Annotated in this window: 25 protein-coding genes; 9 read left to right on the forward strand and 16 right to left on the reverse strand. The window is 54.3% G+C overall.

What is annotated here, in order from left to right; translation table 11 throughout:
• Window positions 1–18: 18 nt before the first annotated feature.
• From AC4EYZ_RS01045 to AC4EYZ_RS01055, 3 genes are all read left to right on the forward strand, one after another.
• Window positions 19–2,388, forward strand: coding sequence for a bifunctional diguanylate cyclase/phosphodiesterase (locus AC4EYZ_RS01045; protein ID WP_022523723.1), 2,370 nt, complete (start codon window positions 19–21; stop codon window positions 2,386–2,388).
• A 131-nt stretch (window positions 2,389–2,519) separates the two neighbouring features.
• Window positions 2,520–3,263, forward strand: a complete 744-nt coding sequence (locus AC4EYZ_RS01050) for a DUF3034 family protein (protein WP_238326103.1) — start codon at window positions 2,520–2,522, stop codon at window positions 3,261–3,263.
• Window positions 3,264–3,273: 10 nt separating this feature from the next.
• Window positions 3,274–3,741 (forward strand): group I truncated hemoglobin, encoded by a 468-nt coding sequence (locus tag AC4EYZ_RS01055; protein ID WP_022523725.1) that lies wholly within the window; start codon window positions 3,274–3,276, stop codon window positions 3,739–3,741.
• Here AC4EYZ_RS01055 and AC4EYZ_RS01060 read toward each other — a convergent pair.
• The 4 genes from AC4EYZ_RS01060 to AC4EYZ_RS01075 form a co-directional block, all read right to left on the reverse strand.
• The gene (locus AC4EYZ_RS01060; protein ID WP_053857069.1) at window positions 3,725–4,777 is read right to left on the reverse strand and encodes a GGDEF domain-containing protein; all 1,053 of its coding nucleotides are present in this window, start codon (window positions 4,775–4,777) and stop codon (window positions 3,725–3,727) included. The genes AC4EYZ_RS01055 and AC4EYZ_RS01060 overlap by 17 nt on opposite strands.
• Window positions 4,778–4,869: 92 nt before the next feature.
• Window positions 4,870–5,385, reverse strand: a complete 516-nt coding sequence (locus tag AC4EYZ_RS01065) for a hypothetical protein (protein ID WP_022523727.1) — start codon at window positions 5,383–5,385, stop codon at window positions 4,870–4,872.
• 202 nt (window positions 5,386–5,587) lie between these two features.
• Window positions 5,588–5,743, reverse strand: a complete 156-nt coding sequence (gene ccoM, locus AC4EYZ_RS01070) for a cytochrome c oxidase subunit CcoM (protein WP_022523728.1) — start codon at window positions 5,741–5,743, stop codon at window positions 5,588–5,590.
• 109 nt (window positions 5,744–5,852) lie between these two features.
• The gene (locus AC4EYZ_RS01075; protein ID WP_022523729.1) at window positions 5,853–6,371 is read right to left on the reverse strand and encodes an FKBP-type peptidyl-prolyl cis-trans isomerase; all 519 of its coding nucleotides are present in this window, start codon (window positions 6,369–6,371) and stop codon (window positions 5,853–5,855) included.
• Between the two features lie 140 nt (window positions 6,372–6,511).
• Between AC4EYZ_RS01075 and AC4EYZ_RS01080 the strand changes: the two genes are divergently transcribed.
• Window positions 6,512–7,873: an AmpG family muropeptide MFS transporter gene (locus AC4EYZ_RS01080; protein ID WP_022523730.1), complete on the forward strand. Its 1,362-nt coding sequence runs from the start codon at window positions 6,512–6,514 to the stop codon at window positions 7,871–7,873.
• 19 nt (window positions 7,874–7,892) lie between these two features.
• On the opposite strand, the gene AC4EYZ_RS01085 is transcribed toward AC4EYZ_RS01080, so the two are convergent.
• Window positions 7,893–9,710 carry an SEC-C domain-containing protein gene (locus AC4EYZ_RS01085; protein WP_022523731.1) on the reverse strand — a complete coding sequence of 606 codons (1,818 nt, stop codon included), beginning with the start codon at window positions 9,708–9,710 and terminating at the stop codon, window positions 7,893–7,895.
• Between the two features lie 137 nt (window positions 9,711–9,847).
• Window positions 9,848–11,089, reverse strand: coding sequence for an ABC1 kinase family protein (locus AC4EYZ_RS01090; protein ID WP_022523732.1), 1,242 nt, complete (start codon window positions 11,087–11,089; stop codon window positions 9,848–9,850).
• 213 nt (window positions 11,090–11,302) lie between these two features.
• On the opposite strand from AC4EYZ_RS01090, the gene AC4EYZ_RS01095 reads away from it, so the two are divergent.
• Window positions 11,303–13,225, forward strand: a complete 1,923-nt coding sequence (locus tag AC4EYZ_RS01095; RefSeq protein ID WP_022523733.1) for a DNA topoisomerase III — start codon at window positions 11,303–11,305, stop codon at window positions 13,223–13,225.
• A gap of 108 nt (window positions 13,226–13,333) precedes the next feature.
• Here AC4EYZ_RS01095 and AC4EYZ_RS01100 read toward each other — a convergent pair whose 3' ends face one another.
• On the reverse strand, window positions 13,334–13,849 hold the full coding sequence (locus tag AC4EYZ_RS01100) for an MgtC/SapB family protein (protein ID WP_022523734.1): 516 nt from the start codon (window positions 13,847–13,849) through the stop codon (window positions 13,334–13,336).
• Window positions 13,850–14,081: 232 nt separating this feature from the next.
• On the reverse strand, window positions 14,082–14,987 hold the full coding sequence (locus AC4EYZ_RS01105; protein WP_022523735.1) for a LysR substrate-binding domain-containing protein: 906 nt from the start codon (window positions 14,985–14,987) through the stop codon (window positions 14,082–14,084).
• 119 nt (window positions 14,988–15,106) lie between these two features.
• On the opposite strand from AC4EYZ_RS01105, the gene AC4EYZ_RS01110 reads away from it, so the two are divergent.
• Window positions 15,107–15,808, forward strand: a complete 702-nt coding sequence (locus tag AC4EYZ_RS01110; RefSeq protein WP_022523736.1) for an FMN-dependent NADH-azoreductase — start codon at window positions 15,107–15,109, stop codon at window positions 15,806–15,808.
• A 56-nt stretch (window positions 15,809–15,864) separates the two neighbouring features.
• On the opposite strand, the gene AC4EYZ_RS01115 is transcribed toward AC4EYZ_RS01110, so the two are convergent.
• The 6 genes from AC4EYZ_RS01115 to AC4EYZ_RS01140 form a co-directional block, all read right to left on the reverse strand.
• Complete coding sequence (locus tag AC4EYZ_RS01115) at window positions 15,865–16,185, reverse strand: DUF1330 domain-containing protein (protein ID WP_022523737.1); 321 nt, start codon at window positions 16,183–16,185, stop codon at window positions 15,865–15,867.
• A gap of 74 nt (window positions 16,186–16,259) precedes the next feature.
• On the reverse strand, window positions 16,260–16,895 hold the full coding sequence (locus tag AC4EYZ_RS01120; RefSeq protein WP_089690935.1) for a LysE family translocator: 636 nt from the start codon (window positions 16,893–16,895) through the stop codon (window positions 16,260–16,262).
• A 50-nt stretch (window positions 16,896–16,945) separates the two neighbouring features.
• On the reverse strand, window positions 16,946–17,353 hold the full coding sequence (locus tag AC4EYZ_RS01125) for a VOC family protein (RefSeq protein ID WP_022523739.1): 408 nt from the start codon (window positions 17,351–17,353) through the stop codon (window positions 16,946–16,948).
• Between the two features lie 80 nt (window positions 17,354–17,433).
• On the reverse strand, window positions 17,434–17,973 hold the full coding sequence (locus AC4EYZ_RS01130; RefSeq protein WP_022523740.1) for a GrpB family protein: 540 nt from the start codon (window positions 17,971–17,973) through the stop codon (window positions 17,434–17,436).
• A 32-nt stretch (window positions 17,974–18,005) separates the two neighbouring features.
• Complete coding sequence (locus tag AC4EYZ_RS01135) at window positions 18,006–19,967, reverse strand: M48 family metallopeptidase (protein ID WP_022523741.1); 1,962 nt, start codon at window positions 19,965–19,967, stop codon at window positions 18,006–18,008.
• A gap of 18 nt (window positions 19,968–19,985) precedes the next feature.
• Entirely contained in the window at window positions 19,986–20,582 is a 597-nt protein-coding gene (locus AC4EYZ_RS01140; protein ID WP_170834116.1) for a LemA family protein, read from the reverse strand.
• A gap of 337 nt (window positions 20,583–20,919) precedes the next feature.
• On the opposite strand from AC4EYZ_RS01140, the gene kynA reads away from it, so the two are divergent.
• The 3 genes from kynA (at window position 20,920) to AC4EYZ_RS01155 (ending at window position 23,846) form a co-directional block, all read left to right on the forward strand.
• A complete protein-coding gene (gene kynA, locus AC4EYZ_RS01145; RefSeq protein ID WP_022523743.1) occupies window positions 20,920–21,756 on the forward strand; it encodes a tryptophan 2,3-dioxygenase in 837 nt (278 codons plus the stop codon).
• 83 nt (window positions 21,757–21,839) lie between these two features.
• The gene (gene kynU, locus AC4EYZ_RS01150; protein ID WP_022523744.1) at window positions 21,840–23,069 is read left to right on the forward strand and encodes a kynureninase; all 1,230 of its coding nucleotides are present in this window, start codon (window positions 21,840–21,842) and stop codon (window positions 23,067–23,069) included.
• Between the two features lie 12 nt (window positions 23,070–23,081).
• Window positions 23,082–23,846, forward strand: coding sequence for an alpha/beta hydrolase (locus AC4EYZ_RS01155; protein WP_022523745.1), 765 nt, complete (start codon window positions 23,082–23,084; stop codon window positions 23,844–23,846).
• Window positions 23,847–23,934: 88 nt separating this feature from the next.
• Here the strand turns inward: AC4EYZ_RS01155 and AC4EYZ_RS01160 are convergent, their stop codons facing one another.
• Both AC4EYZ_RS01160 and AC4EYZ_RS01165 read right to left on the reverse strand, forming a co-directional pair.
• A complete protein-coding gene (locus tag AC4EYZ_RS01160) occupies window positions 23,935–24,420 on the reverse strand; it encodes a VOC family protein (protein WP_022523746.1) in 486 nt (161 codons plus the stop codon).
• A 56-nt stretch (window positions 24,421–24,476) separates the two neighbouring features.
• Window positions 24,477–24,716 carry a hypothetical protein gene (locus AC4EYZ_RS01165; protein ID WP_022523747.1) on the reverse strand — a complete coding sequence of 80 codons (240 nt, stop codon included), beginning with the start codon at window positions 24,714–24,716 and terminating at the stop codon, window positions 24,477–24,479.
• Between the last annotated feature and the right edge of the window lie 19 nt (window positions 24,717–24,735).

The following is a 24,735-nucleotide window of genomic DNA, read 5'->3' on the forward strand; positions in this document are numbered from 1 at the left end:
CCACTTAGTGAGGTTGCTATGCGCTTTAGAACGCGCCTAATGCTCGTACTATTGACAGTGGTTATTGTCTCGCAACTCGCTACCGGGGTGGCGTTTCTTCGTGCGACCCAAAACGACGTCATTGCAAAAGGCTCCCAACGTTTAGAAGTGGGTGCCAATGTATTGGAACAACTGCTGGACGCACGCGGTGAGCAGTTAGCTAATAACGTCGCCATTCTTGCCGATGACTTCGGTTTTAAAAGCGCCGTTTCCACCCAGGACACCGATACGCTCTACTCCGTATTGGCCAACCATGGTGATCGAGCCAAGGCGGATATCGTGTTACTCAGCGGCCTGGATGGGCGTATTTTGGCAAGCAGCCATCACGCGCAAAATAGCCCAATGCCTTTCCCGCAGTTGTTCGATCGAGCCAGCCAAGAAGGCGAAGCTGTTAGCGTCGTCATCGCCGAAGGGCAGCCGTACGAGTTTGCCCTGCTGCCAGTGCGTGCCCCCAACCTGATTGGCTGGGTGGGTATGGGCTTTTTAATCAATGAAGCGGTCACGGAAGAGATTAATGTATTAACCGGGTTGGACATCAGCGTAGTCAACTATCGCGACAACGGCGAGATCAGCTACCTTGCCAGTTCTCATCCCGAGCAGCTGGCCCTGGAATTAATGAGCGGGCGTGACGATGAGCTAATCGAAGGTGAATATGCCTTACACAGCCAGATGACGCCGGATGCCGAGTACCTGACCTACGCGTCTCAGCTCTATTCCGATGACGTCAACCAGACCTATGCGTTGTTACAACTCTCACGCAACGAGCTGCTTGGCGCTTACCGCTCGCTGCAGTGGCAACTGCTGGGAATCATTGCTTTGATCCTGCTGTTTACCGTGCTGATTGCTATGTGGAGCGCCCGGAGTATGAGCAAACCGTTAATGGAGTTGGCGAAGGCGGCACAGCGCATTGGGCGCGGAGAGCGTTTCACTGAGTTACCGATCGGTACTGAGCGCAGCGAAACCGGGCTTTTAGCGTCGACGCTACTGGCCATGCAGGAGGGTATCGCTCAGCGTGAGTCCACTCTTCATCATCAGTCCCGTCACGACTTACTTACCGACCTGCCCAATCGCATCAGCGCCCAGGAAGATATCAGCCTTTTGATCAAACGCGGCGAGCCGTTTACCCTTCTGCGCCTGGCGATTAACAACTTTCGCGACATTAATGACACCTTCGGCTACGCGCTGGGGGATCACGTGCTGGTCACCCTGGCCAAACGCTTGCAGCACTTTGATGGCTCGGAGAGCACAGCCTACCGGATTGATGGTGATGAGCTGCTACTACTCGTCAAGCAGTCAAGAAGCGACTTTGCCTGGCGTACCCGACTGTTCACTACGCTGCATCACCCTATCGATCTTGATAAATCACCCATCACACCCTCACTTTCAGCAGGGGAAACCAACTACCCCGACCATGGCGACAGCCCACAATTGTTGCTGCGGCGATCCGATATAGCGCTGGATATGGCACGCCGTCACCGGCACCACCACCAACGCTACCTGGAGGGTCAGGATGAGCACCATTTGCGCCAGCTCACCCTGATTCGCGATCTACAGGATGCGGTGGGCAACGGTGAACTGTGGATGGCCTACCAGCCCAAAGTAGACACCCGTAACGGCCGTGTCGATCAGTGCGAAGCGTTGATGCGCTGGCGTCACCCGTCGTTAGGTTTTGTGCCACCCGATGAGTTTATTAGCTTGGCCGAGCGTTCGGGAAGCATCAGCATGCTTAGCCACTGGATGTTAGCCAATGTCTGCGCTCAACTGCATGCTTGGCAGCAGCATGGTTACCACTTATCGGTAGCAGTTAATCTCTCCGCCAGTGATGTGGTGGATCGCCAATTAGCTGCTTATTTGGCTAGCCTGCTTGAGCGCTATCGTCTTGCCCCTGCCCGCCTGAGTATCGAAGTCACTGAAAGTGCCGTTATGCAGGACGTTGATGCCGCCATGGCCACGTTGATGGAGCTCAACCAACTAGGGCTGCGTATCGCGATTGACGATTACGGCACCGGCTACTCTTCCCTAGCGCAAATCAAACGCTTGCCCGTGGATGAACTCAAGATCGATAAATCGTTCGTGTTGGCCATTGATTCCCAAAAAGATGACTTGACGATTGTCAGCTCGACCATCGAAATGGGCCACAGCTTAGGACTGCGCTTAGTGGCCGAAGGCGTCGAGAATCGCGCCAGCGCCGAGCTGTTAAGCAAGCTTGGCTGTGACTTTTTACAGGGCTATTGGATTGCTAAACCAATGCCAGCTGATGAACTCCCCGCCTGGTTGGATAATTTTACGCCGCTCTCCTTGCCCCACCCGATGTCTTCCTTACTAAAGGCGTTCCAGAGAAAGCCATGATGTTATTTCAATCTATATTTTCACCATCCAGTTCACCCTTTCGGCACTTTTTTTTCAGCTGCCTTGCGGTCTGTTTAGCGCTTGCGGCCATGCCCTCCTATGCCGGTAGCCGTATTGTAAGTACGGGCGGAGTGAGTGCTATTGAAGGGGCCGCGGGGGGTGGCTTATCGCCTTGGGCAGTGCTGGCCAGCACCGCCAGCGAACAGGAAATCGGCGTCACTGCCGCCGCTACCCGTGCCTGGGTGGACGATTATCGGCTAACAGTGACCGGCGCAAGCCTGAATGTTTATGACCGTATTGAAGTCTCAGTGGCGCGTCAAACGCTTGATCTAGACACCCTGGGTGGCGAGCTAGGCCAGGATATTTACGGTGCTAAGGTGCGCTTGCTCGGTGATGTGCTCTATCACCCTTGGGGCATTTGGAGTGTTGGGATGCAACATAAACGACTGGTTGATGGCACCATTCCCACCGCCCTCGGTGCCGATAAAACAAGCGGTACCGATATGTATCTTAGCGCCAGCAAGTTGCTGTTTAGCGCTGTTGCCGGGCGCAATATGCTATTCAACGCCACCCTGCGCAATACCAATGCCAACCAGGGCGGTCTGCTTGGCTTTGGCGGCGATCAGAGTAGCCGCTCGTGGATGGCCGAGGGGAGCGTGGGCGTTTTTATTACCCCGCAATGGGTTGTCGGTGCAGAGTATCGCCAGAAACCCGATAACCTAAGCGTAGTTAAAGAGGATGATTGGCAAAGTCTCTACAGTGCCTACTTCTTCAATAAGCACTTATCACTCACGGGCGCGTGGTTGAACTTAGGCGACATTGCCGGCCTACCTTCCCAACGCGGCGGCTATCTTTCACTTCAGGCAGCTTTCTAAGCGGGGCGCTATGAGCTTTCCACACAAATACAAGCGGACACACCGTGGTTTAATAACGGTTATTTTTGCAACAATCGCAATTACGCTCGCAGGCTGCACTCATCAGTCAGCCACTCAATCAACAACGCTTTACGAACGGCTTGGCGGTCAGGGCACTATCGACACGGTGGTCGAGAATCTCTTATACCGAATTGCGGATGATCCCGAAGTAGTGGTGTTTTTTGCTAACACCAATATCGATTTATTTGCTGAATCCCTGGCCAGCCAGCTATGCGATGTAAGCGATGGCCCCTGCCACTATGAAGGCCCGCCGATGGATCGTGCTCATCAACATATGGGGCTAACAGATGCACATTTTAATCGCTTGGTGGAACATCTCGATGCGGCTATGCAGGCGGAGGGTATTGCCCTTGGCGCACGTAATGAACTGCTGGGCAGACTCGCCCCTATGTACACAGACGTTATGCGTCTTCAGTAACCTGCCAACCGTCACGGCCCATCGCTTTTACCCGGTAGAGTGCTTTGTCGGCGGCTTCGTAAGCGTAGGGAAACGTTGCTTCATCGGCTACAAAACAGCTCCCGCCAACGCTTAACGTCACGCCTTTTTTATCCGGATGGGCAGAGTGGGCAAAACCAGCTTCCCGCAGCCCTTCAATTAGCTGACGGCAGTAACGCTTCAGCGTGTCGGTGTTCGGGCAGTGAAGTAGTGCCGCGAACTCATCGCCTCCCAAGCGGTAGAGCTGCGCTTCATCATTCAGCGTTTCACCAATCAATGTGGCCAATTGGCGCAAAAGGGTATCGCCTTGCGGATGCCCGTAGGCATCGTTGTACTGTTTAAAAAAGTCTATATCGACCAGAATCAGCCCCAGCGACTGGTGCTGCTGCACCAACACATCCTGATGCAAAGCGCTGCGATTACCGATCCCGGTGAGCGGGTCGCGCATGGCGCGTTTCATCCACTCGAAGGTCTCTTGAGTGGCACGATCAGTGCGTCTTAGCTGGCGCTCATGGAGCCACCAAAACGCCAATCCCATCACAAAGATCAATAAACTGGAGTAGGTCAGCACCTGACTATGCTGACGGGTGCTTTCGGAAAAATCGTTAATCGCTGCGCCCCGACGATCAAGCTGATCCATCTCAATATGGGTTAAGCATTGAATCGGTGCGAACAACGCCATCGCCGCAGCGATACGGTCAATGCCCCGCGCCGCGAGCAGCGCCACCAGCCGATCCAACTCCTTCAAACTAGGCTCAACGCAGGTATATTCACGCCGATAAATGTGCACATCGGCTAAGCCGTAGGCCAGGTCAATATCCAAGGCTGCGGCATCCCGCGCATCTTGCTCTGCCTGGTCACTCAATAGCTCGGATTGGGCATTTTGTAGGTAGACCCGTGCCCGAGTAGAAAGCTGCTGACCTGTAAGGCTCCCCGTCTGGCTGAAATAAGCCTGTATTTCGGGGTATACCCAGCGCGATTCATAAACAATCAACACCATAAGTGCCAAAAAGCTCATCAAGCTCAATGATAACCACGTAAAATAGCGGTGCTGGCGAGCTAAAGGCCGGGGACGAACTGTGGGCTGCGCGACGGGCCTAGTTTTGGATGTCACCACTTCGCCTCTATGCTACGAATCATCCAGATCCAGTCATTGAACTCACGCAGGTTTTCTACGTCGCGATCACCCTTGCCCTGATTATTGTAGTCACGCTCTACCAGCCGCACAGGGCCTCGCGTACGGATGGTGAGCGGATCGCCATCCTCAGAGCTAATCAGGTACCAGTTAGGGTCGTCCCACCCTTCTAAGGTAACCTCGTAGTCGTCCCAAGCGGTAAAGTGAAGCGCCGGGGGCACTTCGCCAAACTGTTCAATCAGAAAGGTGCGAAACTCGACGCCCTGCATCTCCACATCGCGCCCTTGATAGGGGTCATAGAGTGTAAACGTCGTATCAGACATGTCGTGCAAGTCACTTAAAGCGACCTTTTGAGTGACATCGCCGTTGATCATATTTACTGCCTGGGCAAAGGCAGTCGCGGGAAGTATTATGCCCACGACAATTAACGCGCACGCTAACCGATCACGTACACGACCCCACGGGCTGTGGTGTAAGGCAACTGCGTTCATGACAAAGCATCCTAGTGTAGTCATTGCTTCAATGGACTTTACCAGAGCACGCCTTGCATTGCTCATTAACGCACGCTATGCGATTGCAACTTTTCAGCACATTTCAGGCAAAAAAAAAGCCAGCCCATGGTGGGCTGGCAACAGGAGGTTTACTGCGATAGCAAACCCCCTCCCCTGACAAGGTTTACATGAGGTGGGAAAGCTACTTTTTACGCTCATCTTTACGTAGATGATCACGAATCACGAAGCCCACCCACCCCAGCATAAAAACGATCACTAACGCGACGGTCACTAAGCCGAAAATAACTGTGTCATCCCAATACATGGTGAATCCCCCCGCCGTGATGTATGCGTTCATACTAGCCACTCAACGGCAGAAGAATGCTGACCTAGATCAAGTTACGGACGGCGGGCGTAAGCGGTTAAACAGGAAATTGATACTGATCAATTTTTGGGCGTGATTAGCACTACAGCACCTTGCGGTCTTCGACTTTACTGTGTTCGGTACCTGGTGGTAACGGATGGCCTTTGGCTAATTCTGCACGGGTAGCTTCGCGTACGTCTAAAATGGTGACTTTATAGTTCAGCGTGCGCCCGGCCAGGGGGTGATTGGTATCGACGGTGACGCGGTCGCCATCGACTTTGAGTACCGTAACAATTTGCGGCCCGGCTTCGCCCTCAGTTTGAAAGCGGCTGCCCGGTTCCAACTCAGCGTTACCAAAAGAGCCACGGCTGACTTCTTGCACCAAATCTTCGTTACGCACACCGTAGGCATCCGCGGGCATTAGTTGAACGCTGAGCTCGGCACCAACGGTTTGACCTGCTAGTGCACTCTCCAACCCTGGCACGATATTGTCGTGGCCATGCAAATACTCTAGCGGCTTATTGCGCGCCTGGGAGTCATCCAATACCTGCTTGCTGCCATCGTTGAGCACGTCGCTGAGGACATAGTGCAAGGTAACTACCTGATGCGCCGTAATCGACATGGAAAACTCCTCTCCGGTAAGCTGTCGGTTTTGTGATAGAACTTCGCGATAGAACTTTGTGATAGCACTTTGCGATAAATACACTGCCTCAGTTTATCACTTGGCCGTTGCCAGCGTCTTTCCACCAGGAGTAGCGTTTAATGTTAAACCCCACCCCCCAGCGCACTTGGCTTGCTGCGCTGGCTATTTATTGTCGTGCCCCCGTTATTACCATGCTGTTTTTGGGTTTTTCTGCAGGCCTACCCTTTTTATTAGTGTTTTCAACACTCTCCGCCTGGCTGCGTAGCGACGGCGTGGAGGTAGCGGCAATTGGCTTTTTTGCCTGGATTGGCATGCTCTACTCGATCAAGTTTTTCTGGGCGCCGGTAGTAGACCGGTTAGCGCTCCCGATTTTGACCCGCGCCTTCGGCCAGCGCCGCGGTTGGATGCTGTTAGCCCAGGGGTTGATCGTTGCAGGGTTAGTGGGGCTGGCCGGTTTGAGCCCAGTGGGTAATCTCGGCTGGGTGGCCCTCTTTGCCCTGCTGGTGGCGTTTGGTTCAGCGACGCAAGATATCGCTATCGATGCCTATCGCATTGAGTCCGCCGATGACGATGTTCAGGCCGCCATGGCCTCGACCTATATTATTGGCTATCGCGGTGGCTTACTTGCCGCCGGTGCCGGCGCGCTGTATATCGCGGCCTCTGCCTCTTGGGATGCGGCCTACCTGAGCATGGCGGCGCTAATGGGCATTGGCGTTCTCACCGTGCTGCTGCGCCCTGAACCGAAGCGCGCTTCGCTTTCTATTCAACTTATCCATGAGCCTAAGGTACGGGCGTTTATTCGCGCCAGCCGCGGTAAGCCCAAACTGTTACGCCGCCTGGGTGCCTGGAGCATTGGTGCGCTGGTCTGTCCGTTTACCGACTTTTTTCGCCGCTATGGAGTGAAAGCGCTGTGGATTTTGGTGTTTATTGCCGTATTTAGAATCAGCGATTTGGCCATGGCCTCCATGGCCAACCCGCTGTATATCGACCTGGGCTTTTCGCTGGCAGAGATTGCTAACGTGACCAATATATTCGGCATTGCGATGAGCATTACCGGTGGAATTCTAGGCGGGCTATGCGTGGCGCGCTACGGCATTGGCCCGCTGCTGATCTTCGGCGCGGGGTTGGTGATGGTAACTAACCTGCTGTTTGCCGTGCTTGCCGTGGTGGGTAATCAGTTGCCCATGCTGGTGGTGACGATTATCGGCGATAACCTTGCCAATGGCTTAGCCAGTGCGGTGTTTATCGCCTTTCTTTCCAGTCTCACATCACGCGCCTATACTGCAACGCAGTACGCGCTGTTCTCATCACTAATGACGCTGCCAGGAAAGTTTTTGAGCGGTTTTGGTGGGCTGGTCGTAACCTCTCAGGGCTACCCAAGCTTCTTTGTCATCGCAACGTTATTGGGCCTTCCCGCCATTATCTTGGCAATTTGGATCAGCCGAGACAAGCAGTTAGTACCTACCCCCAAGCCTGCTTAAGCAGGCTTGAAGGTTTAGGCTAGCGGTGTGCTTCGAGCCAGTCCAAGGCCCCTGGCGTAGTCCGCCACTGATCGCGCATCAAGGTGCGGTACTGCCACGCTTCCGCCCGGGAGCCGGGGTCAACTTGACCATCGGGGTGAGGCATGGAAGGCCGCGGGCTCTCTGCACAAATTAGCTCTAACGCGTAACGGTTATGGCCAAGCACATCGCCTAGCGCCGCTTCTGCCGCCTCACGCTGCTCTAACCGATAGAGTGCCAGGGCTTTACCCATCAAAAGCCCCAGTACCAGCGAGCCGTCGTCGTCACTCTCTTCCGCAAGTGCCAACGCTTCCTCGTTGCGATCATCGCGCAGCAGCTGGTCAAGTACCAGCTCGCGCAGGCCCAAGCTATCCTCCTGGTCGATCAGCAGTAGCTCCTCGGCGAGCTCCCTGGAGTGCTGTCGCGCCCCGCGCTCCATGCCAACCACCAACGCTAACCCCGTGCGTAGCAGCATGGCGTTGTTGGCATCGTCCCAGCAAAGGTTGCCGTCGCCTTCGGCGCGGGCTTGTTCCAACCACCTTGAGAGGCGCAGCGCCAATGGTTCCAGCAGGCTTGGGGCCATCCACGGCAGGCTGCCAAAGCGGCTGGTGAGCGCCAACGTTAAGTCTTGCACTACCTGTGGGGCGTCCAGCCACTCGGGATGTGCACAGAGTGCCGACATCCACTCAATGGCGTTGCCCCAGGGGTCATCTCGGAAGCCCAACGCTACGTCTTCATCCACCAACACCTGAAACTGCTCATGCCAAGCGGCAAACAGAGTCTCTTCACGAGCACTGGTGTTATATAGCAATCGCCCACTTTCAGGGTCGGCGCTTACATCGATTTTGGGGGCAGTGGGCAGCGCGGCCAGCAATGCCTGAAGCGCTACCAGCGGCGTTGCCAGATCCTCTTCCGCACTCAGCAACTGATCGGCAAGCGTCGCGCCGGGGTTATCCGCCAACGCGGCTAAAAAATCCAACTGATCTTCATCCAGATCACCCTGGCGAACCAGGCGACGATACCAGAAATTGGCGCGCTCTTTGGCTTCCTGTTCGTGCCCTTCATGCAGCAACAGCATGGCTTCGATGTAGGCCAAGGTAGGCGAATCGGGCAGCGCCTGCTGAGCCTTCACAAAGGCACCGCGGGCACTATCCAGGTCATCGTTATCCAAGTGCATCAGGCATAAACGCTCAAGAGCCACGCCGCGCAAAAACAGCGGCCCCCGCTCCATCACATCATCAAGTAGGTCAGCACGTTTACGGCTAAAACCGCGCTCTTGATAAATATCCAGCAGGATTTCAAAGGCAGGCTCGGCCTGCTCAGGCAGCCGTGACCAGTCACTACCATCGAAGAGTGATTCAAGGATTTGCATAGCGCGGCCCGTCTGACCGCTTTCAGCAGCAATCAACCCGGCTTCCAGTAGCGCTTGAGCCGGAGCCTGTCGGCTATCCAACGCGGCTTTCAGGGTCGCGCCCTTCCATTCGCGCAGCGAGAGCATCCACATCATCTGATCGGGGATCTCAGTGGGAAACTCGATCTGATAGCAACACTGCTTGAATTTGCGCCCTGAGTCACACCAGCACGGTTCATTACGCCCCGGCGTGGCGAGGGGCTCACAGGCAAAGTCGAGCCGCTCTAGCGGTGTTTGCGACCACAGCACTGGTGCCAGCGCTTGGGCCATGGACACATCGCCTTCAAATGAATCCGCGCCTTTGGCACGCACCCAGGTCATAAAATCCGGATAGTGTTCTTGTTGCCTGATTGCCGAGAGTGCCCCGGAGGCGAATCCCAGCAGCTGATCGACCCATACCGCCAGCATTGCCGTCTCCATGTTGTGACAGGATAGCTTGTTAAACGATGTCGTGTTCAACGATATCGAATTAAACAATGACCTGTTTAAAAGCGGCATAGTTTAGCATGAAGGCCGACATGGTCGCAGTGGCAATCGGTTGATCATTAATAGGCTCGATGTAATAGCGGAAGCGTGCGCTCGTGCATATTCAGTCGCGCGCCCAAACGCACTAAATTCCAATAGTGACCGTTCAGCGCCCGGGAAAGCAGCAGCGTTTCTGCGGGAGGCTGTAGGCGATCCATCGCCGCCCACACTTTAGGAGTTAGCTCGCGCAGGCGACGGTGCACCCGCACATCGCTGAAATCCTGCTCGCCCGGCTCAAACAGTGGCGCGATACATTCAGCGGATTCACGATAGAGCGCCAGCGGCGCGCCCTGCCCCTGGCGGCCACCCATTTGCATCAAGGCTTCGTCCATCCCCATGGGGTCATGCTTCAAGGTGGCATCCAACAGTTGCATCATCGCCTTTATGCGCGCATCGGGGACCGCAATTACCGCGCCCAAATCGTAAATCACCAGCCGCCCTTGGGCATCGGCTGCGAAATTACCCGCATGGGGGTCGGCATGTAGTTCGCCGTAGGTAAACAGCTCTTGGGTAATCCAGTCTGCTAATGTCTCGGCAATGCCCTGGCGCGTCTCGCCATCTGCCTCGGCTAATTCGCGCAATGGCGCTCCTTCCACGTAGCGCATCGCCAGCACATGAGGGCCGGAGAGCGCTGGCAAAGGCTCGGGAATCACTAGCCGTGGATCATCCTTATAGCGCTCACGGTAACGGGCCAACGCAGCAGCTTCGGCGTGATAATCCAGTTCCCCACGCAGGCTTTCAGCAAGCTCTTCAAATAGGGCATCCAAACGCGCCTGGGGTACTTTGAACCAGCGGCCTAAACGCATAATGCGTCGCACCTGGATTAAATCGCTCTCCAAAACATCAGCAAGGCCGGGGTACTGCACCTTAAGCACGACCGTTTCGCCCTCATGAGTGGTCGCGCGGTGAACCTGCCCCATGGAGGCGCTGGCAAAGGGGCGCTCCTCGACTTCGCTGAAATAGTGGTCAATGTCGCCGTACTGCTGAACCAGCGCTTCATGAATACGTGGCCAGGGCATCGGTTCGGCCTGGCGCTGCAGGCGGGCAAGCTCCTCGGCAAGATCGGGCGGTAGCAGATCGTCCCACTGGGACATAATTTGGGCAAGCTTCATGGCCGGGCCTTTAAGCTCTGAAAGCCCCTCAAACAGCGCTTCGCCCAGGGCTCGCCAATCCGCTTGGCCACCTAAACGGGTTTTCAGCAGCGCTCCACCAGTGCGTGCACCCAACCCCATTAAACGTCGTGTTCTACCTCGATCACGCATTGATGATGCCCCTTAAATACCAGCCCTGACCATCAAATAGATTGCTATCAAACAGATTGCTAGCCAACAAAACTATTTGTACATAATTTATACAACTTAACAGTATCAGCAATTTATCGCATCACTACATTGACCTGCCCCCTCTGGCGCCAATGCTGGCCAGCGTCTGCTACCATAGGCGCCATCAAAGGATACGATGAAGGCTTCGCTGCTATGCGCCTGATAATTGCCGAAAAACCCAGCCTCGCCCAAGCCATTGCCGAGGCGTTACCGGGCACTAGCAAACGCCAGGAGGGCGCGGTGCTATGTGGCGACACCACGGTCACTTGGTGCCTAGGGCACTTATTAGAGCAAGCGCCACCGGAAGCCTATGACCCCGCTGACAAGCAGTGGCGGCTGGATCGGCTCCCTATCGTGCCGCAGCAGTGGAAGCTGATGCCACGCCCCAAGGCGCGTGGGCAGCTCGCGGTGATTCGCAAGCTGATCAAACAAGCCACCGATGTGGTTCACGCGGGTGACCCTGACCGCGAAGGTCAGCTGCTGGTGCAGGAAGTGATCGAGTACATGAAGTACCGTGGCCCGGTACAACGGCTGCTGATCAGCGACCTTAATAAACCTGCAGTGAGCCGGGCGCTTGCCAAGCTACGCTCCAACGCCGATTACCAGCCGCTGTTTCAGGCAGCCCAGGCCCGCTCTCGCGCCGACTGGCTGTATGGCATTAACCTAACCCGTGCCTGGACACTCACCGGCCGACAAGCGGGGCACGACGGTGTGCTTTCTGTCGGCCGTGTGCAAACCCCGGTACTGGGATTAATCGTGCGCCGCGATAACGCCATCCGTGATTTTGTGCCTCATCCGTTTTATCCACTATGGGTGGATCTCAAGGTTGCCCAAGGTCAACTGCGCGCCTGGTGGGCGCCCAAAGAGCACCAACCCCTTGACGATCAAGGCCGTTTGATTGACCGCAGGCCCGCCGATGCCCTGGCGGCTCAGTTACCCGGCGCATCAGGGCAACTCACCAAGCTCGACCAGCAGGAGAAACGCCAGGCACCGCCACTGCCCTACTCGCTCTCTGCTCTTCAGGTAGACGCCGCCCGCCGCCACGGGCTCTCTGCGCAGATGGTGCTGGATATTTGCCAGCGGCTCTACGAGCGCCACAAGTTGATCACCTACCCCCGTTCAGACTGCCGCTACCTACCCGAGGAGCATCTTCAGCTTGCTCAGCGCAGCCTCACCAGTGCCTGCCAGAACGATGAAGCGCTTCAGCAGTGGCTGAATGGAGCAGACTTTACCCTGCGCTCCAAGGCGTGGAACGATAAGCAGGTCGGTGCCCACCACGCAATCGCACCGACCGGAAAACCCGCTGATTTCAGCCAGCTCTCCGCTACCGAAGGCCATGTGTTTCGGTTGATCGTGCGCAACGTGATGGCGCAGTTCTACCGTCCTCTGCGCACCTTCGAAGTCAAAGCCGAATTTACGCTGCTTAATGAAGCCTTCCGCGCCCGCGGGCAAAGCATTCTCGACCCCGGCTGGAAACCGCTATTCACTACTCGGGATGAAACACCACCGCTGCCGCCGCTGACCCAAGGCGAGCCCTGCCAGGCGCTGGGAGCAGGCGTAGAGGAGAAGGAAACCCGCCCACCGGAACCATTCACTGATGCCAGCCTGATCAAGGCCATGATGAACATTGGCCGCTACGTGGACGACCCGGAAGTGCGCCGTACGCTTCGCGACACCGATGGCCTGGGCACCGAAGCCACCCGGGCGGGCATTATCGAAACCCTGGTACAGCGCGGCTACCTGGTACGCCAGCAAAAAGCCCTGCGTGCCACCAAACTGGGTAGCGCCCTAATCGCCGCCCTGCCCAGCGCGGTAAGCACGCCGGAGCGCACCGCATTATGGGAGCAGCGCCTGCGCGCAATTTCCGAACAGCAGGACGACCCTGGCGCGTTTCAGCAAGCGCTGTTGGATGATTTACGCGGCCTGCTCACCCACAGTGACGCTGCCAAGCTCAGGCAGAGCCTGCAAACCGCCCAGGGTGAGGCCGGTGGCCCGCCGAAACGCACGGGTAAGCCGAGAAAGAGCTATGCAAGAAGGAAAAGCCCCAGTGGGAGAAAGAAGGCTTCCAACAAATAACAATTATACCGTCTGGATGTAGTTCCCTGATTATAAAAAGGCGAGGCCTTACCAGAGGATTTAACTCTCTGTTCATTCACGCCCTCTAGTTTTTGCATTCGGCTCCCATCAAATATCGGTATTGTCTTCGTCATCGCCCAAGGACGAAGACTTTTTGTTGCTGATTGAACCGGAAAAGAAAGGCACTACGTAGAGGACTACCCAGGCCAGCAGCGTACACAGAACCGCCGTCTGCTCGCGTCCCAGGCCGACGGCTATGCCAATTGCCGCCGTTAACCAAACCCCTGCCGCCGTGGTAAGCCCGGACGTACCTTTTTCATCTTTACGGGTGATAATGGTGCCGGCACACAGAAAACCGATGCCTGCAATCACGCCTTGGATGACCCGGCTCATTTCCGCATCAGAGATACCCGTTTGCTGAGGTATAAATATAAACAAAGCCGCCCCCATACAGACCAGCATATGGGTGCGTATTCCAGCGGCCTTGCCTCTCTGCTCTCGCTCGAGCCCCAATAGACCGCCTAGTACAGCCGCCAATAGCAAGCGAATCACAACAATGATGAATTCACTCAGGTCATTAAAATCTGAAAACTCGGATATTATAGTATTAATAATTACTTCCATCGTTTCGTTCCTTGATTGCCAGAGCGACGGCTCTTAAATACTATGAGTTGAATTCAGGGGAACAGCATTTCTCACCTGCAGTAGGACGAGCATCAGCTCGGAGATACACTTTAGAAGCTCCTTGAACAACAGCGAAGCTTCGAAGGTCATCCAGCAGCGTGGCCTGTTAACCAAGTCAGTAAGGTGGATGGGTAGCTTGCCTATAAGATAACGGTATAAAAGTCCTCCACTATCAATTCATCAACGTACACAACCCACCCGGCACCGCCAAAACCCAATCACTGATCGCTTGAATGGTTGGGTCATGCCGTCGGCTTTCTGGGTAGACCAGAAAGAACGGCTTACCTTCAAATTCGGGGCCGAAAGGTTGCACCAAACGCCCCTCTTCCAACTCATCCTGAATCAACTGGCGGCTCATCAGCGCTACACCCTGCTCCCCAACGGCAGCCGAGATAGCGTGGGTCTCATCAGAAAAGACCAGCCCGGCACTCACGTCCAGCCCAGGTACCCTTGCTTCTTTCTGCCACGTCGCCCAATCCAGTGGTGATGATATGGCCCCCTGACTGCTGAAGTGAATCAATGGGTGCAAAGGTAGCTGTTCTACCTCGTGTAGACCAAGGCGTGGGCTACAGGTCGGGATAAAGGTGTTATCAAACAGCTTCTCGGCGACCAACCCTGGCCAACGGCCATCGCCATAGCGAATGGCAATGTCTGCCGTTACCCCATCCAGAGGAACCGACTCATGCGAAGCATGAATACGCAGATCTATATCTGGATGGGAGTCACGCAGCATACACACCCAGGGCAGCAACCAGCGCACCGCAACCGCTGGCGTTGTAGAGAGCGTAACGGTTTGGCGAACAGGTACAGCACTCAACCGCTCGACAACATGACTAATGCTATCAAACGCAGTCTCCAGAACCTGCAGTAGCTCACGGCCCTGAGGTGTCAGCGCCAACTGTCGGGGTTTACGTAAAAATAGGGTAACGCCTAGCGCCTCTTCAAGACCCCGAACCTGATGGCTAATGGCAGTGGCAGTAACGGATAATTCCTGCGCCGCCTGCTTGGCACTTTCATGGCGGGCAGCGGCTTCGAAAGCTCGTAGTGCTGAAAGCGAGGGTAATCGGCGATGGTTCATGAATGAGTTTCACTCATCTATAGCTGCAAGAAAAGATCGTTTGTTCAGGCTGAAAGGCAAAGCCTAAGCTAAGCCTGTTGTTAATCATAGATGAGTTCAACTCAGATTAGGAGGCCACCATGACACACATCCTGCATATAGACGCTAGCGCCCGCCCCGGTATTGCTGGCACAGATAACCACGGCTCGCATAGTCGCCATTTAACCTATCAGTTTGTCAGCCAGTGGCAATCAAGCCGACCGCAAGACACGGTTACCTATCGCGATATTGGTCAAAACCCACCGTCGATTATCAGCCACGACTGGATTGCGTCTGCCTTCGCCCCCGAAGAGCACCGAGAAAGCTGGATGAAGGACGCACTGACAGAGAGCGACCATCTGATTGATGAGTTAATTGCTGCTGATATTGTGGTAATCGGAACGCCGCTATACAACTTCGGTATGCCTGCCGCCCTCAAGGCGTGGGTCGACCAAGTAGTACGGCCCGGTCGAACGGTAGAGTTCGATGACACCAACCCGATAGACCCTTACATACCCAAGCTCACAGACCGAAAAAGGCATGCCGTTGTGCTCACCGCTAGAGGCGGCGTAAATATGGCGCCAGGTGAAGAAATGGCCCATATGAACCACCTTGAGCCACACTTGGCCACAGCACTGGCATTTATCGGCATCACTCGCGTTCACTACATCGCGATCGAAGGACAGGAAGTGGGCGGCGAGGTATTGGCCAAATCGGTTGCTGCCGCGATACAGAAAGTTGAAACGCTTGTTGAAGAGTTGCAGGTAGCGTTGGAAAGCACGCCATCACCTCAACCGGCCTAAATTATAGTTAATGGTCTTTCATCGTAAATACGCTGAAGTATAAGGAGCGGCTATCGCTACCCAAGGATGTCCGCTCCTTTATGCCCTTCTGGTACACCTTGAACTAATAGCACATCGCCCTCTGTATTCCGGGTACGCAATGGGCGGATCGCTTTATAAGCAGCCGAGTCATACCAACCTTGCGCATGCTCCATGGAAGGAAATTCAATCACCACCATATCCCCTGTCCACCCTCCCTCAAGCGGAATGTATGGCCCACCATGCACGAGGTATTTGCCCGAGAACGGCGCGAGGGTTGCATCAATGCCTTCTAAATATTGTTTAATTTCAGGATCGAATCGGGTTTCGCGGATAAGAGCAACGGCGTAAGCAGACATTATCACCATCCTTCATTTAAACGAAAAGAGACCTCCTCCCCAGCACTTCAAAAACAAAAATAGCATTACGTAGCCTACCTTGCACTCGCAGCCAACCGTGCACCCAACGCGACGAAAAGTGCTCCAAGGGATCTATCCATCCATAAACCAACGTGTGGTTTTCTCTTTAAGTAAGCACCCAACTTAGCACCAGCCAAAACCAAAGGGGGCTCTATTACGGCAGCAACTGCAATAATAAGGCTGCCATGCAATAAAAGCTGTGCCTCGGCTGGGCCAGCGCCTTCCCCGATAAATTGCGGCAGGAAAGCCAGAAAGAAGATAGCGACTTTGGGGTTTAGCGCAGATACCAGCATGCCCTGCCAATAAACAGTGGAGAGGTTCTTGTTACCCGGCTTTTCTGCAGCGACAAACTGATCCCCTTGAGACAGCAACATTTTAATACCGAGCCATATCAGGTAGGCGGCCCCTACCCATTTAACAATCGAAAACGCCAATGCAGAGGTGGCTAAAATAGCCGAAAGACCAACTGCAGCCATTACTACATGGAGCGCCGCTCCTGTCCAAATCCCAAACATAGCGGCAAACCCTTGTCGTCGCCCGCTACGTAATGTTTGCCCCAGTATGTAGGCAATATCTGGCCCCGGCGATAGGTTCAAAAGCACGGCCGCTGATAAAAAAGTCATCCAGTGCAGCAATGTATACTCAAACATAAGCGCTCTCTTGTATTTTTCCTTTGCCAAGCTAAAAGAATGTTAACGTGCTAGTTGGAAAGGTTCAGCTGCCAGGAAACGCCGTATTTATCATTCAACCATCCGAATTTTTCACTAAAGCCGTAATTATCTAGAGGCATCAAAACCTTACCTCCATCGCTCAATGCTTTAAATACGTCTTCTATTTCTTTCTCTGAGCCGCACTCAACGTGTAATGACATTGTTGGCGTAAAACTGAACTGATGGTCGTAATAGCTATCCATTGCCAGGAAGAGAGTGCCGTTTATCGAGAAGCGGGCGAGCTTAACTGCCCCTTCGGGATCATGCCCCCCAGCTTCGACACGCTCGATATCGATGATTTTCGAGTTCTCAAATAGCGAAGTGTAAAACTTGATAGCTTCTTCGGCTTTACCGGCCTGATCCCCCACAAACATTAAAGATGTTTTGATAGTCTTCACTTTAACCTCCCATTTCATTTGACGCGCTAAGCGTTACTGTAGAAAGGTCTGCAAAACAGACGCGACATTGACTGCTGTGGTTAAGAGGCATTCTTGAGCTCCTGTTTAATGAAATCCCCTTTCGCCGCCGTATAGGCTTCTCGGTCTGACGTAAATTCCGCCGCCCACAGACGCTTCTTTTTCTCATAACGTTGCGCCAGTTCAGTATCAGCGCGCAGTCTATTGCGAAAAGCCAATCGCCGATGCCACTCTTCACCGCCATACACCATAAGATGCAGATGATGCGTCCTACGCCCCTCGGCCCATCGCATTAACCAACGCCGCCCGACCAAGGAAGCGTTGTACGCTAATGATGTCGCATATTTGGCACGGCACAACGGCTCCAGCAAGTCATCAGCCTGGTGCATTGACTCTACGCCTGCCAGGATATCGATGATTGGCTTGGCCGAGAGACCATGAACAGCGGTACTTCCGATGTGCTCAATGGCTAGAAATTCATCTGGAAATAAATCCAGCAGCCTGTCTCGCTCCTTCTCGAATAGAGCTGGCCAAGCCATATCATATGGAAATAGCGCGACCTCCTCATGGATGGCTCGATTTAAAGATTCCGTTTCATCCATGGCTGAGGCTCCCCTGTATCGAAAATTGTTGCCTATGCTTCATCTGATAACAGTGGCGGCATGGGGCAATCGAGAATATCGGCCATGGCACGGAACAGTTCGGCTTCGGCAGGCAGAATACGTCCACTGTGCTCAATACAGCGCGCCATCGCTTGCAACAGCGCAGGCTTATGCAGAGGCTTTAAGCGCCGCAAACGCTCAACGGCCAGGCTAAGCGCATGCATATCACTTATATCGTCAGTGGCCCTCAATGAGAACGGCAGCTCACTCTCAGCGGCATCGAGCGCGGCGCTTATCTCAGCCGGGTCATCTTGACCGGCGGTGGCAAGCACCGTCAGTAGCATCTGACACTCCCGCTGCAGGTCGTTTATCTTGAGGTTTGCAAGCCCACTGCCTTGCTTGCTGATGTTATTCAACACCAACTGATATAGCGTCCACTCCAACAGACTGACCTGACCATCCGCCTCAATCAACCGTTCCATACAGAGGCGAAAGTGCTGGGCCTGCTCCATCGAGAGCGACCGTAACGCTGGCAGCGTCAGTTCTATTAGAGGCAAGCGTAACTGTACATCCAGCCTCAACATTTCCGGGCCATAATCCATCAGCGCTCGGTAAACATCTGGCAGTGCAACTTGATGCAACGCCTTAAGCTGATGCCTACGCATTGTCTTATCCTGGCTAAGCAGCAGTGAATGGATCAGAGCACGAGCGGTATGGGGCTCATGGGCGGCGATTTTAATCCGCTCAGGTAGCGCATCTAGTGTCGCTCTAGCCTGGTTAAGATGGCGCTGGTCAGGCTGGCCCATGGTGTTAATGGCGGTTTGAGCAGAGGCACCGGTTAACACAGCGGCCATTGCCCCCGTTCCCGTGGCTGTTCCCGAGCCGAATCTGGGCTCCGCTTCAGACCGCTCACCGTTGCCTTCTGGTTCTGTTGCGTCATTCTCGGCTTGCTGGATGGGCCAAGTGACTTCGAAGCGGCCATTCCAGTCTGGCATGACCCGCTTGATACGATCTTTAATCGGCGGATGGGTGGCCATCATTTGGCTAAAGCCCTGCCGTACGCCTTGACCGAAGAACAGGTGGCTGAATTCCGCCGCCTGTGTCGCTTGCAGGTGAGAACCCTGGCTGTGCGAGCCGATTTTAACCAGCGCATTACCAATCCCCTTAGGGTTACGGGTAAACTGCACCGCAGAGGCATCCGCCAGATATTCACGCTGCCGACTAACCGCCGACTTGATCAAGTTACCAAAGAAGGTACCTGCATAACCGATCAGCATTAGCGCCGCCCCGAGCGCTAAAACGACTGCTCCTGAGTTGTCGCGTTTTCCACCGCCGACCCGCCGAAAGCGCATACTACGCAGCACTGTTCCGCCCAATAAGCCAATGATTAGGATGCCATGCAGTATGCTGATCAGGCGCATATTCAACCGCATGTCACCATGCAGAATATGGCTAAACTCATGAGCTACGACGCCCTGCAGCTCATCCCGCGTCAGGTTACGGATCGTGCCACGAGTAATCCCGATCACTGCATCATTGGTTTGATAACCGGCGGCGAAGGCATTGATGCTCTCCTCCTCCAGCACATACACGGAGGGCACTGGCGTACCAGAGGCAATCGCCATCTCTTCGACCACATTGAGAATACGCCGCTCATCAGCATCACGGGTATTAAGATTGATCTCGCGTCCACCAAGGGCTTCTGCCACTACCCGGCCACCACGCCTTAGCTGACTGCGTTTGAATAGCCCGCCCAGCACCACGACGGCCAACACTGCAATAGCAACGCCAGTGACCAGTTCAATCGAGAGTGCCGACCACATTCCCTGAGCAGAAAGATTGGTTTGTGTAGCGGATTGCTCCCCCATTAAATGCAGCGCGATGGTAATTGCCAGCGTGGTAACAGCAATCAGGGCAAGTACTGCCAGTACCATCAAAACGACCAGACGCCCGGTTTTACGACGAGCGTTATCCTGCGCGGTAAAAAAATCCATGTCGCGTTTTCCCTGAGCTTAGAACGACACCGTCGGCGCCGCTTGAATCTGGGCGCTGTCTTCAAACTCTAACAACGAGGCATCCTGCCCATGGCCGAACATGCCCGCCACTGCTACCGGCGGGAAGCTCTGCCGATAGGTGTTGTAGTGCATCACCGCATCATTAAATGACTGCCGCGCAAAGGCCACTTTGTTTTCAGTGCTGGTTAGCTCTTCTGACAATTGCTGCATATTTTCTGAGGCTTTTAGATCCGGGTAGGCTTCCATGACCACATTGAGCCGCCCCATCGCCTGTGTCAGCACGCCCTCTGCACCGCCCAGGTCTGCCATGGCTTTGGCACTGCCTGGGTTTGCCGCGGCCGCTTTTAGCCCAGCGGCGGCTGTATTACGAGCCTCGATGACCGACTGCAGCGTCTCCCGTTCATGGCTGAGGTAACCTTTTGCGGTCTCTACCAGATTAGGAATCAGGTCATGCCGACGCTTAAGTTGCACTTCAATTTGCGCAAAGGCGTTCTCAAAGCGATTTTTCAAAGACACAAGTCGGTTGTAGATACCGATGACGTAAAACGCGATAACGGCGATGATCGCCACAGTGATGATGATAGTGAGCACTATGGTTCTTCCTTATAGTAGGCATTCGTCAGTAAAAGCCGGTCTATGAAAAGCTAGACAATGAATGCCTAGCTAGTGAAAAAAGTAGCCACCAAGTTCAATATCCGACGTTCACACATCACTTTGCAAGCTTAGGGAGAAAGGGAATGTCGACATAGCATTGCTCAAGATCACCTTTCTCATAAAACACTGTGATCGTATCGGTACCTGCTCGAAACGATTATCGAGCAGGGCCTGAAGCTCGCCGCCGGTATACTCTGGGACTTAGGTGAACCTAAAGAACAGGCTTGCAAACAAACGACAACAACCACACATTGCACAGCAACCAAGGCAGAATAAAATGACGACTCCTGAAGAAAACAGCGTCGATAATGAAGCCATTCATTGGGATCAGGATATTAGCTACGGCCAGTACCTGGATCTGGAACCCTTGCTTGCTTGCCAAAATCCCGCTTCTGATGAACACGATGAATTACTCTTTATCGTTATCCATCAAGTATCGGAGCTATGGATCAAACTGTGCCTTCACGAAGCTCATGGTGCCGCAGCGCATATTCAAGAAGATAACCTGCGCCCTGCTTTCAAGATGCTAGCGCGGGTTTCCAGAATTCAAGAACAGCTTATCAAGGCCTGGGAAGTGTTGGTCACCATGACCCCCGCCGACTATGCCAGCTTCCGAGACAGCCTTGGCCAAAGCTCTGGGTTTCAGTCCTATCAATATCGGGAAATGGAATTCCTGTTGGGTAACAAGAACGCCAAGCTAATCGAAGCCCACCGATCAAAACCCAAACACTACCAAAAACTTCAGGAATCCCTCCACTCACCCAGTCTGTACGATATCGTGCTGCAGCTGCTTGCCAAACGCGGCTTCAGCATTCCGGAAAGCAAAACCCAACGCGATTGGAGTATTCCCTACACCGCCAGTAGCGAGGTGGAAGCGGTCTGGACGGAAATCTACCGCAACAGCGAACAACACTGGGATCTATACGAGCTTGCTGAAAAACTGGTGGATGTCGAATTCAACTTTCAGCGCTGGCGATTCAGCCACATGAAAACAGTCGAACGTATCATTGGTTATAGACGCGGCACAGGGGGAACGGCTGGGGTGAACTATCTGGTCAAAGCGCTGGATCTTCAATTCTTCCCGGAACTGTGGAGTGTTCGGACGACGATATAAGCACTTGGCGCACTACTGCGCACCCAGTTTAACTACCGTCATGATATTCAAAACAGCGACATACAATTTTTCGGAGCAGCCATATGCCTGTAAGCCTGGATAGTGTTCGTGAGCGTGACCGCCAAGACCCATTGGCAGACTTTAAAAGCCATTTCGCTCTGCCCGAAGGCGTGCTTTATCTTGATGGGAACTCACTGGGCGCTCAACCTAAGGCCGCCAAACAGGCGGTCGATGAGACTCTGGATCAGTGGCGCGACCAACTGATCAAAGGCTGGAACCAGGGCTGGTTCGATGCCCCGGAACGCCTGGGCAATCTACTAGCCCCGGTGATTGGTGCGCAACGCGGTGAGGTGAGCGTTACTGACAATATCACGCTAAATATCTTCAAGCTGCTGGGGTATATCCTCGGCCAAGGCAAGGAGGGTCGCCAGGCGGTTCTTAGCGAAGGCGGCAACTTCCCGACTGATGGCTACATCGCCCAAGGCTATTGCCGCGTGAGTGGCGCCGAGCACCGCTTCCTGCCCGAAGGAGGCAACTTGGCCGAACACCTCGACGGTGTAGCCGTGGTGGTACTGAGCCAAGTTAATTACCGTACTGGCAAATTACGCGATATAGCCACCACCACGAAACTGGTGCACGACCACGGCGCGGAAGTCATCTGGGATTTGGCCCATTCCGCAGGCGCACTGCCCATTGATCTAAACGGTTGCGGTGCTCGCTACGCCGTAGGCTGTACGTACAAGTACCTTAACGGCGGCCCTGGCGCGCCAGCTTTTTTATACGTGCATAGCGATCACCAAGACAAAGGTTGGCAGCCGCTTTCCGGCTGGCACGGCCATGCATCGCCCTTCGCTTTTGAAGCGGATTACACCCCAGCGGGGGATATTTCCCGCTTTCGCACTGGCACCCATTCGGCACTGGCCTACGCCGCTCTGGAAGCCTCACTCGCCCTATGGAGCGAGGTGGACATGCAGGCGCTGAGAGAAAAAAGTCTGGCCATGAGCGACCTGTTTCGAGAGTGTTTAAGCGATATTTTTACCACTCATAATATTGACGATATAACCCCGTCAGCCAGTGAGCGCGGCAGCCAGGTATCACTGATGGATAGTCAAAACGGTTACGCTATCGTTCAAGCCTTGATTGCCCGCGGTGTGATCGGCGACTACCGGGAACCCGGCTTAATGCGTTTTGGTTTTACTCCGCTCTATCTCAGTTTTAAAGATGTTTGGCAGGCCGCCCAGCACTTCCGCGAGGTAATGGAAAGCGGTGAGTACCAGGATCCGCAGTTTCATGTACGTGGTGCCGTTACCTAATAGAGGTACGTGATGACTGAGATACCCCTGAACCTCGCCTACTCGCCGAGCCATTTCGCTCGGGATTTCGAAGCCACTTTAACGCGTCAGGCAGCTTTAGGTAGTGACCTAGTGGCACGCCACCAGCCGATTACCCTGCGCTACGGTGAAGATCCGGCGGCCCGCCTCAACCTGTTTGTTCCGGAAAGTACCGCGGGCCCCTGGCCGCTGATGCTATTTATTCACGGCGGCTACTGGCAGGCGCTGGATAACACCGCGACGGACTTTCTGGCTGAACGCTACCTGGCCCGTGGCATGGCTTTCGCCTCCCTGGGTTACGGCTTAGCACCGGAAACCTCCATTAACACCATGGTGAACCAGTGCCTTGAAGGGATTCCGGCGGCATACAACGCCCTCGCGGATAACGGTGGCGTGTGGTCGATTGTATTAGGCGGTCATAGTGCCGGTGCTCAGTTGGCTTACTGGGTAGCCGCCAGTGGTGATATACCCATTGATAAGTTGATGCTGGTTAGCGGCGTTTATGACCTAACGCCATTGGTGGATACCTACGTTAACGAAGCGATGGAGCTCAGCCCAACCCAAGCGCTTGCGTTAAGCCCTATATTTGCCGATTCGAGCAAACTACCCTCATGCCAAGTGGTGATCGCCGAAAATGATCCGCCCTCTTTCCGCCAACAAGCACACGATTTTGTAGCAGCGTTAAAGACTAGCCATATCCAAGTCGAGCTCGTGGATATAGCTAATTGCGATCACTTTGATGTGTTAGATGCTCTATGAGTTTGAACATACAATCGGCAGGAGCAAGTACAACAATGGCCAAAATAAGCGGCCGAATAACGTTTAAAGCAGTATTACCCACCCTATCTCAACCGTGAAGCGCCGCCTCAATGTCCGCGATGTTGATTTTTCTCATCTGCATCATCGCGTCGAATGCGCGCTTAGCGACGGCAGGATCGGGATTGGTAACGGCCTTAATCAGCACAGCAGGCGTTATCTGCCACGATAGTCCCCATTTATCCTTGCACCAGCCACAGGCGCTTTCCTTGCCACCATTGCTAACAATGGCATTCCAATAGCGATCCGTTTCGGCTTGGTCATGCGTTGAGACCTGAAAAGAGAACGACTCATTGTGCGTAACCCCAGGCCCGCCGTTGAGCCCAAGGCACGGAATGCCCATCACGGTAAACTCGACGGTCAATACATCCCCCTGCTTACCCGATGGAAAGTCTCCCGGTGCGTGATGAACCGCCCTGACAAACGAATCAGGAAAGGTATCAGCGTAAAAGCGCGCTGCCTCTTCTGCGCCACCATCGTACCAAAGGCAAACAGTGTTCTTTGCGGGGGTTGCCATATCACATCTCCACTAAAACCATCGCGTCATCAAGCTCAGTGAAATATTTACCGCGCTTACCAAGTCTCCTCAGAGCCCGGTGGCCCCATATCGATCTGCATATCAGGCGCTATATCCACTACGCCTTTGATCTTTTTCAGCCGTTCCGCCGTGGCATCGTCAGCCGAGCCGGTAATGCAACCGATCTCCTCCAGCACCTCCTGGATATTTAATCCTTCAGCGCTGAGACGTGTGGCCATTTCATTTATCGGTTGATCGCTGGAAATAGTGATCAACCATAGCGCTACCGCTGACATCTGGCGTACCTCCCTAGTA

The sequence above is a fragment of the Vreelandella sp. 162(4c) genome (genome assembly GCF_058152265.1).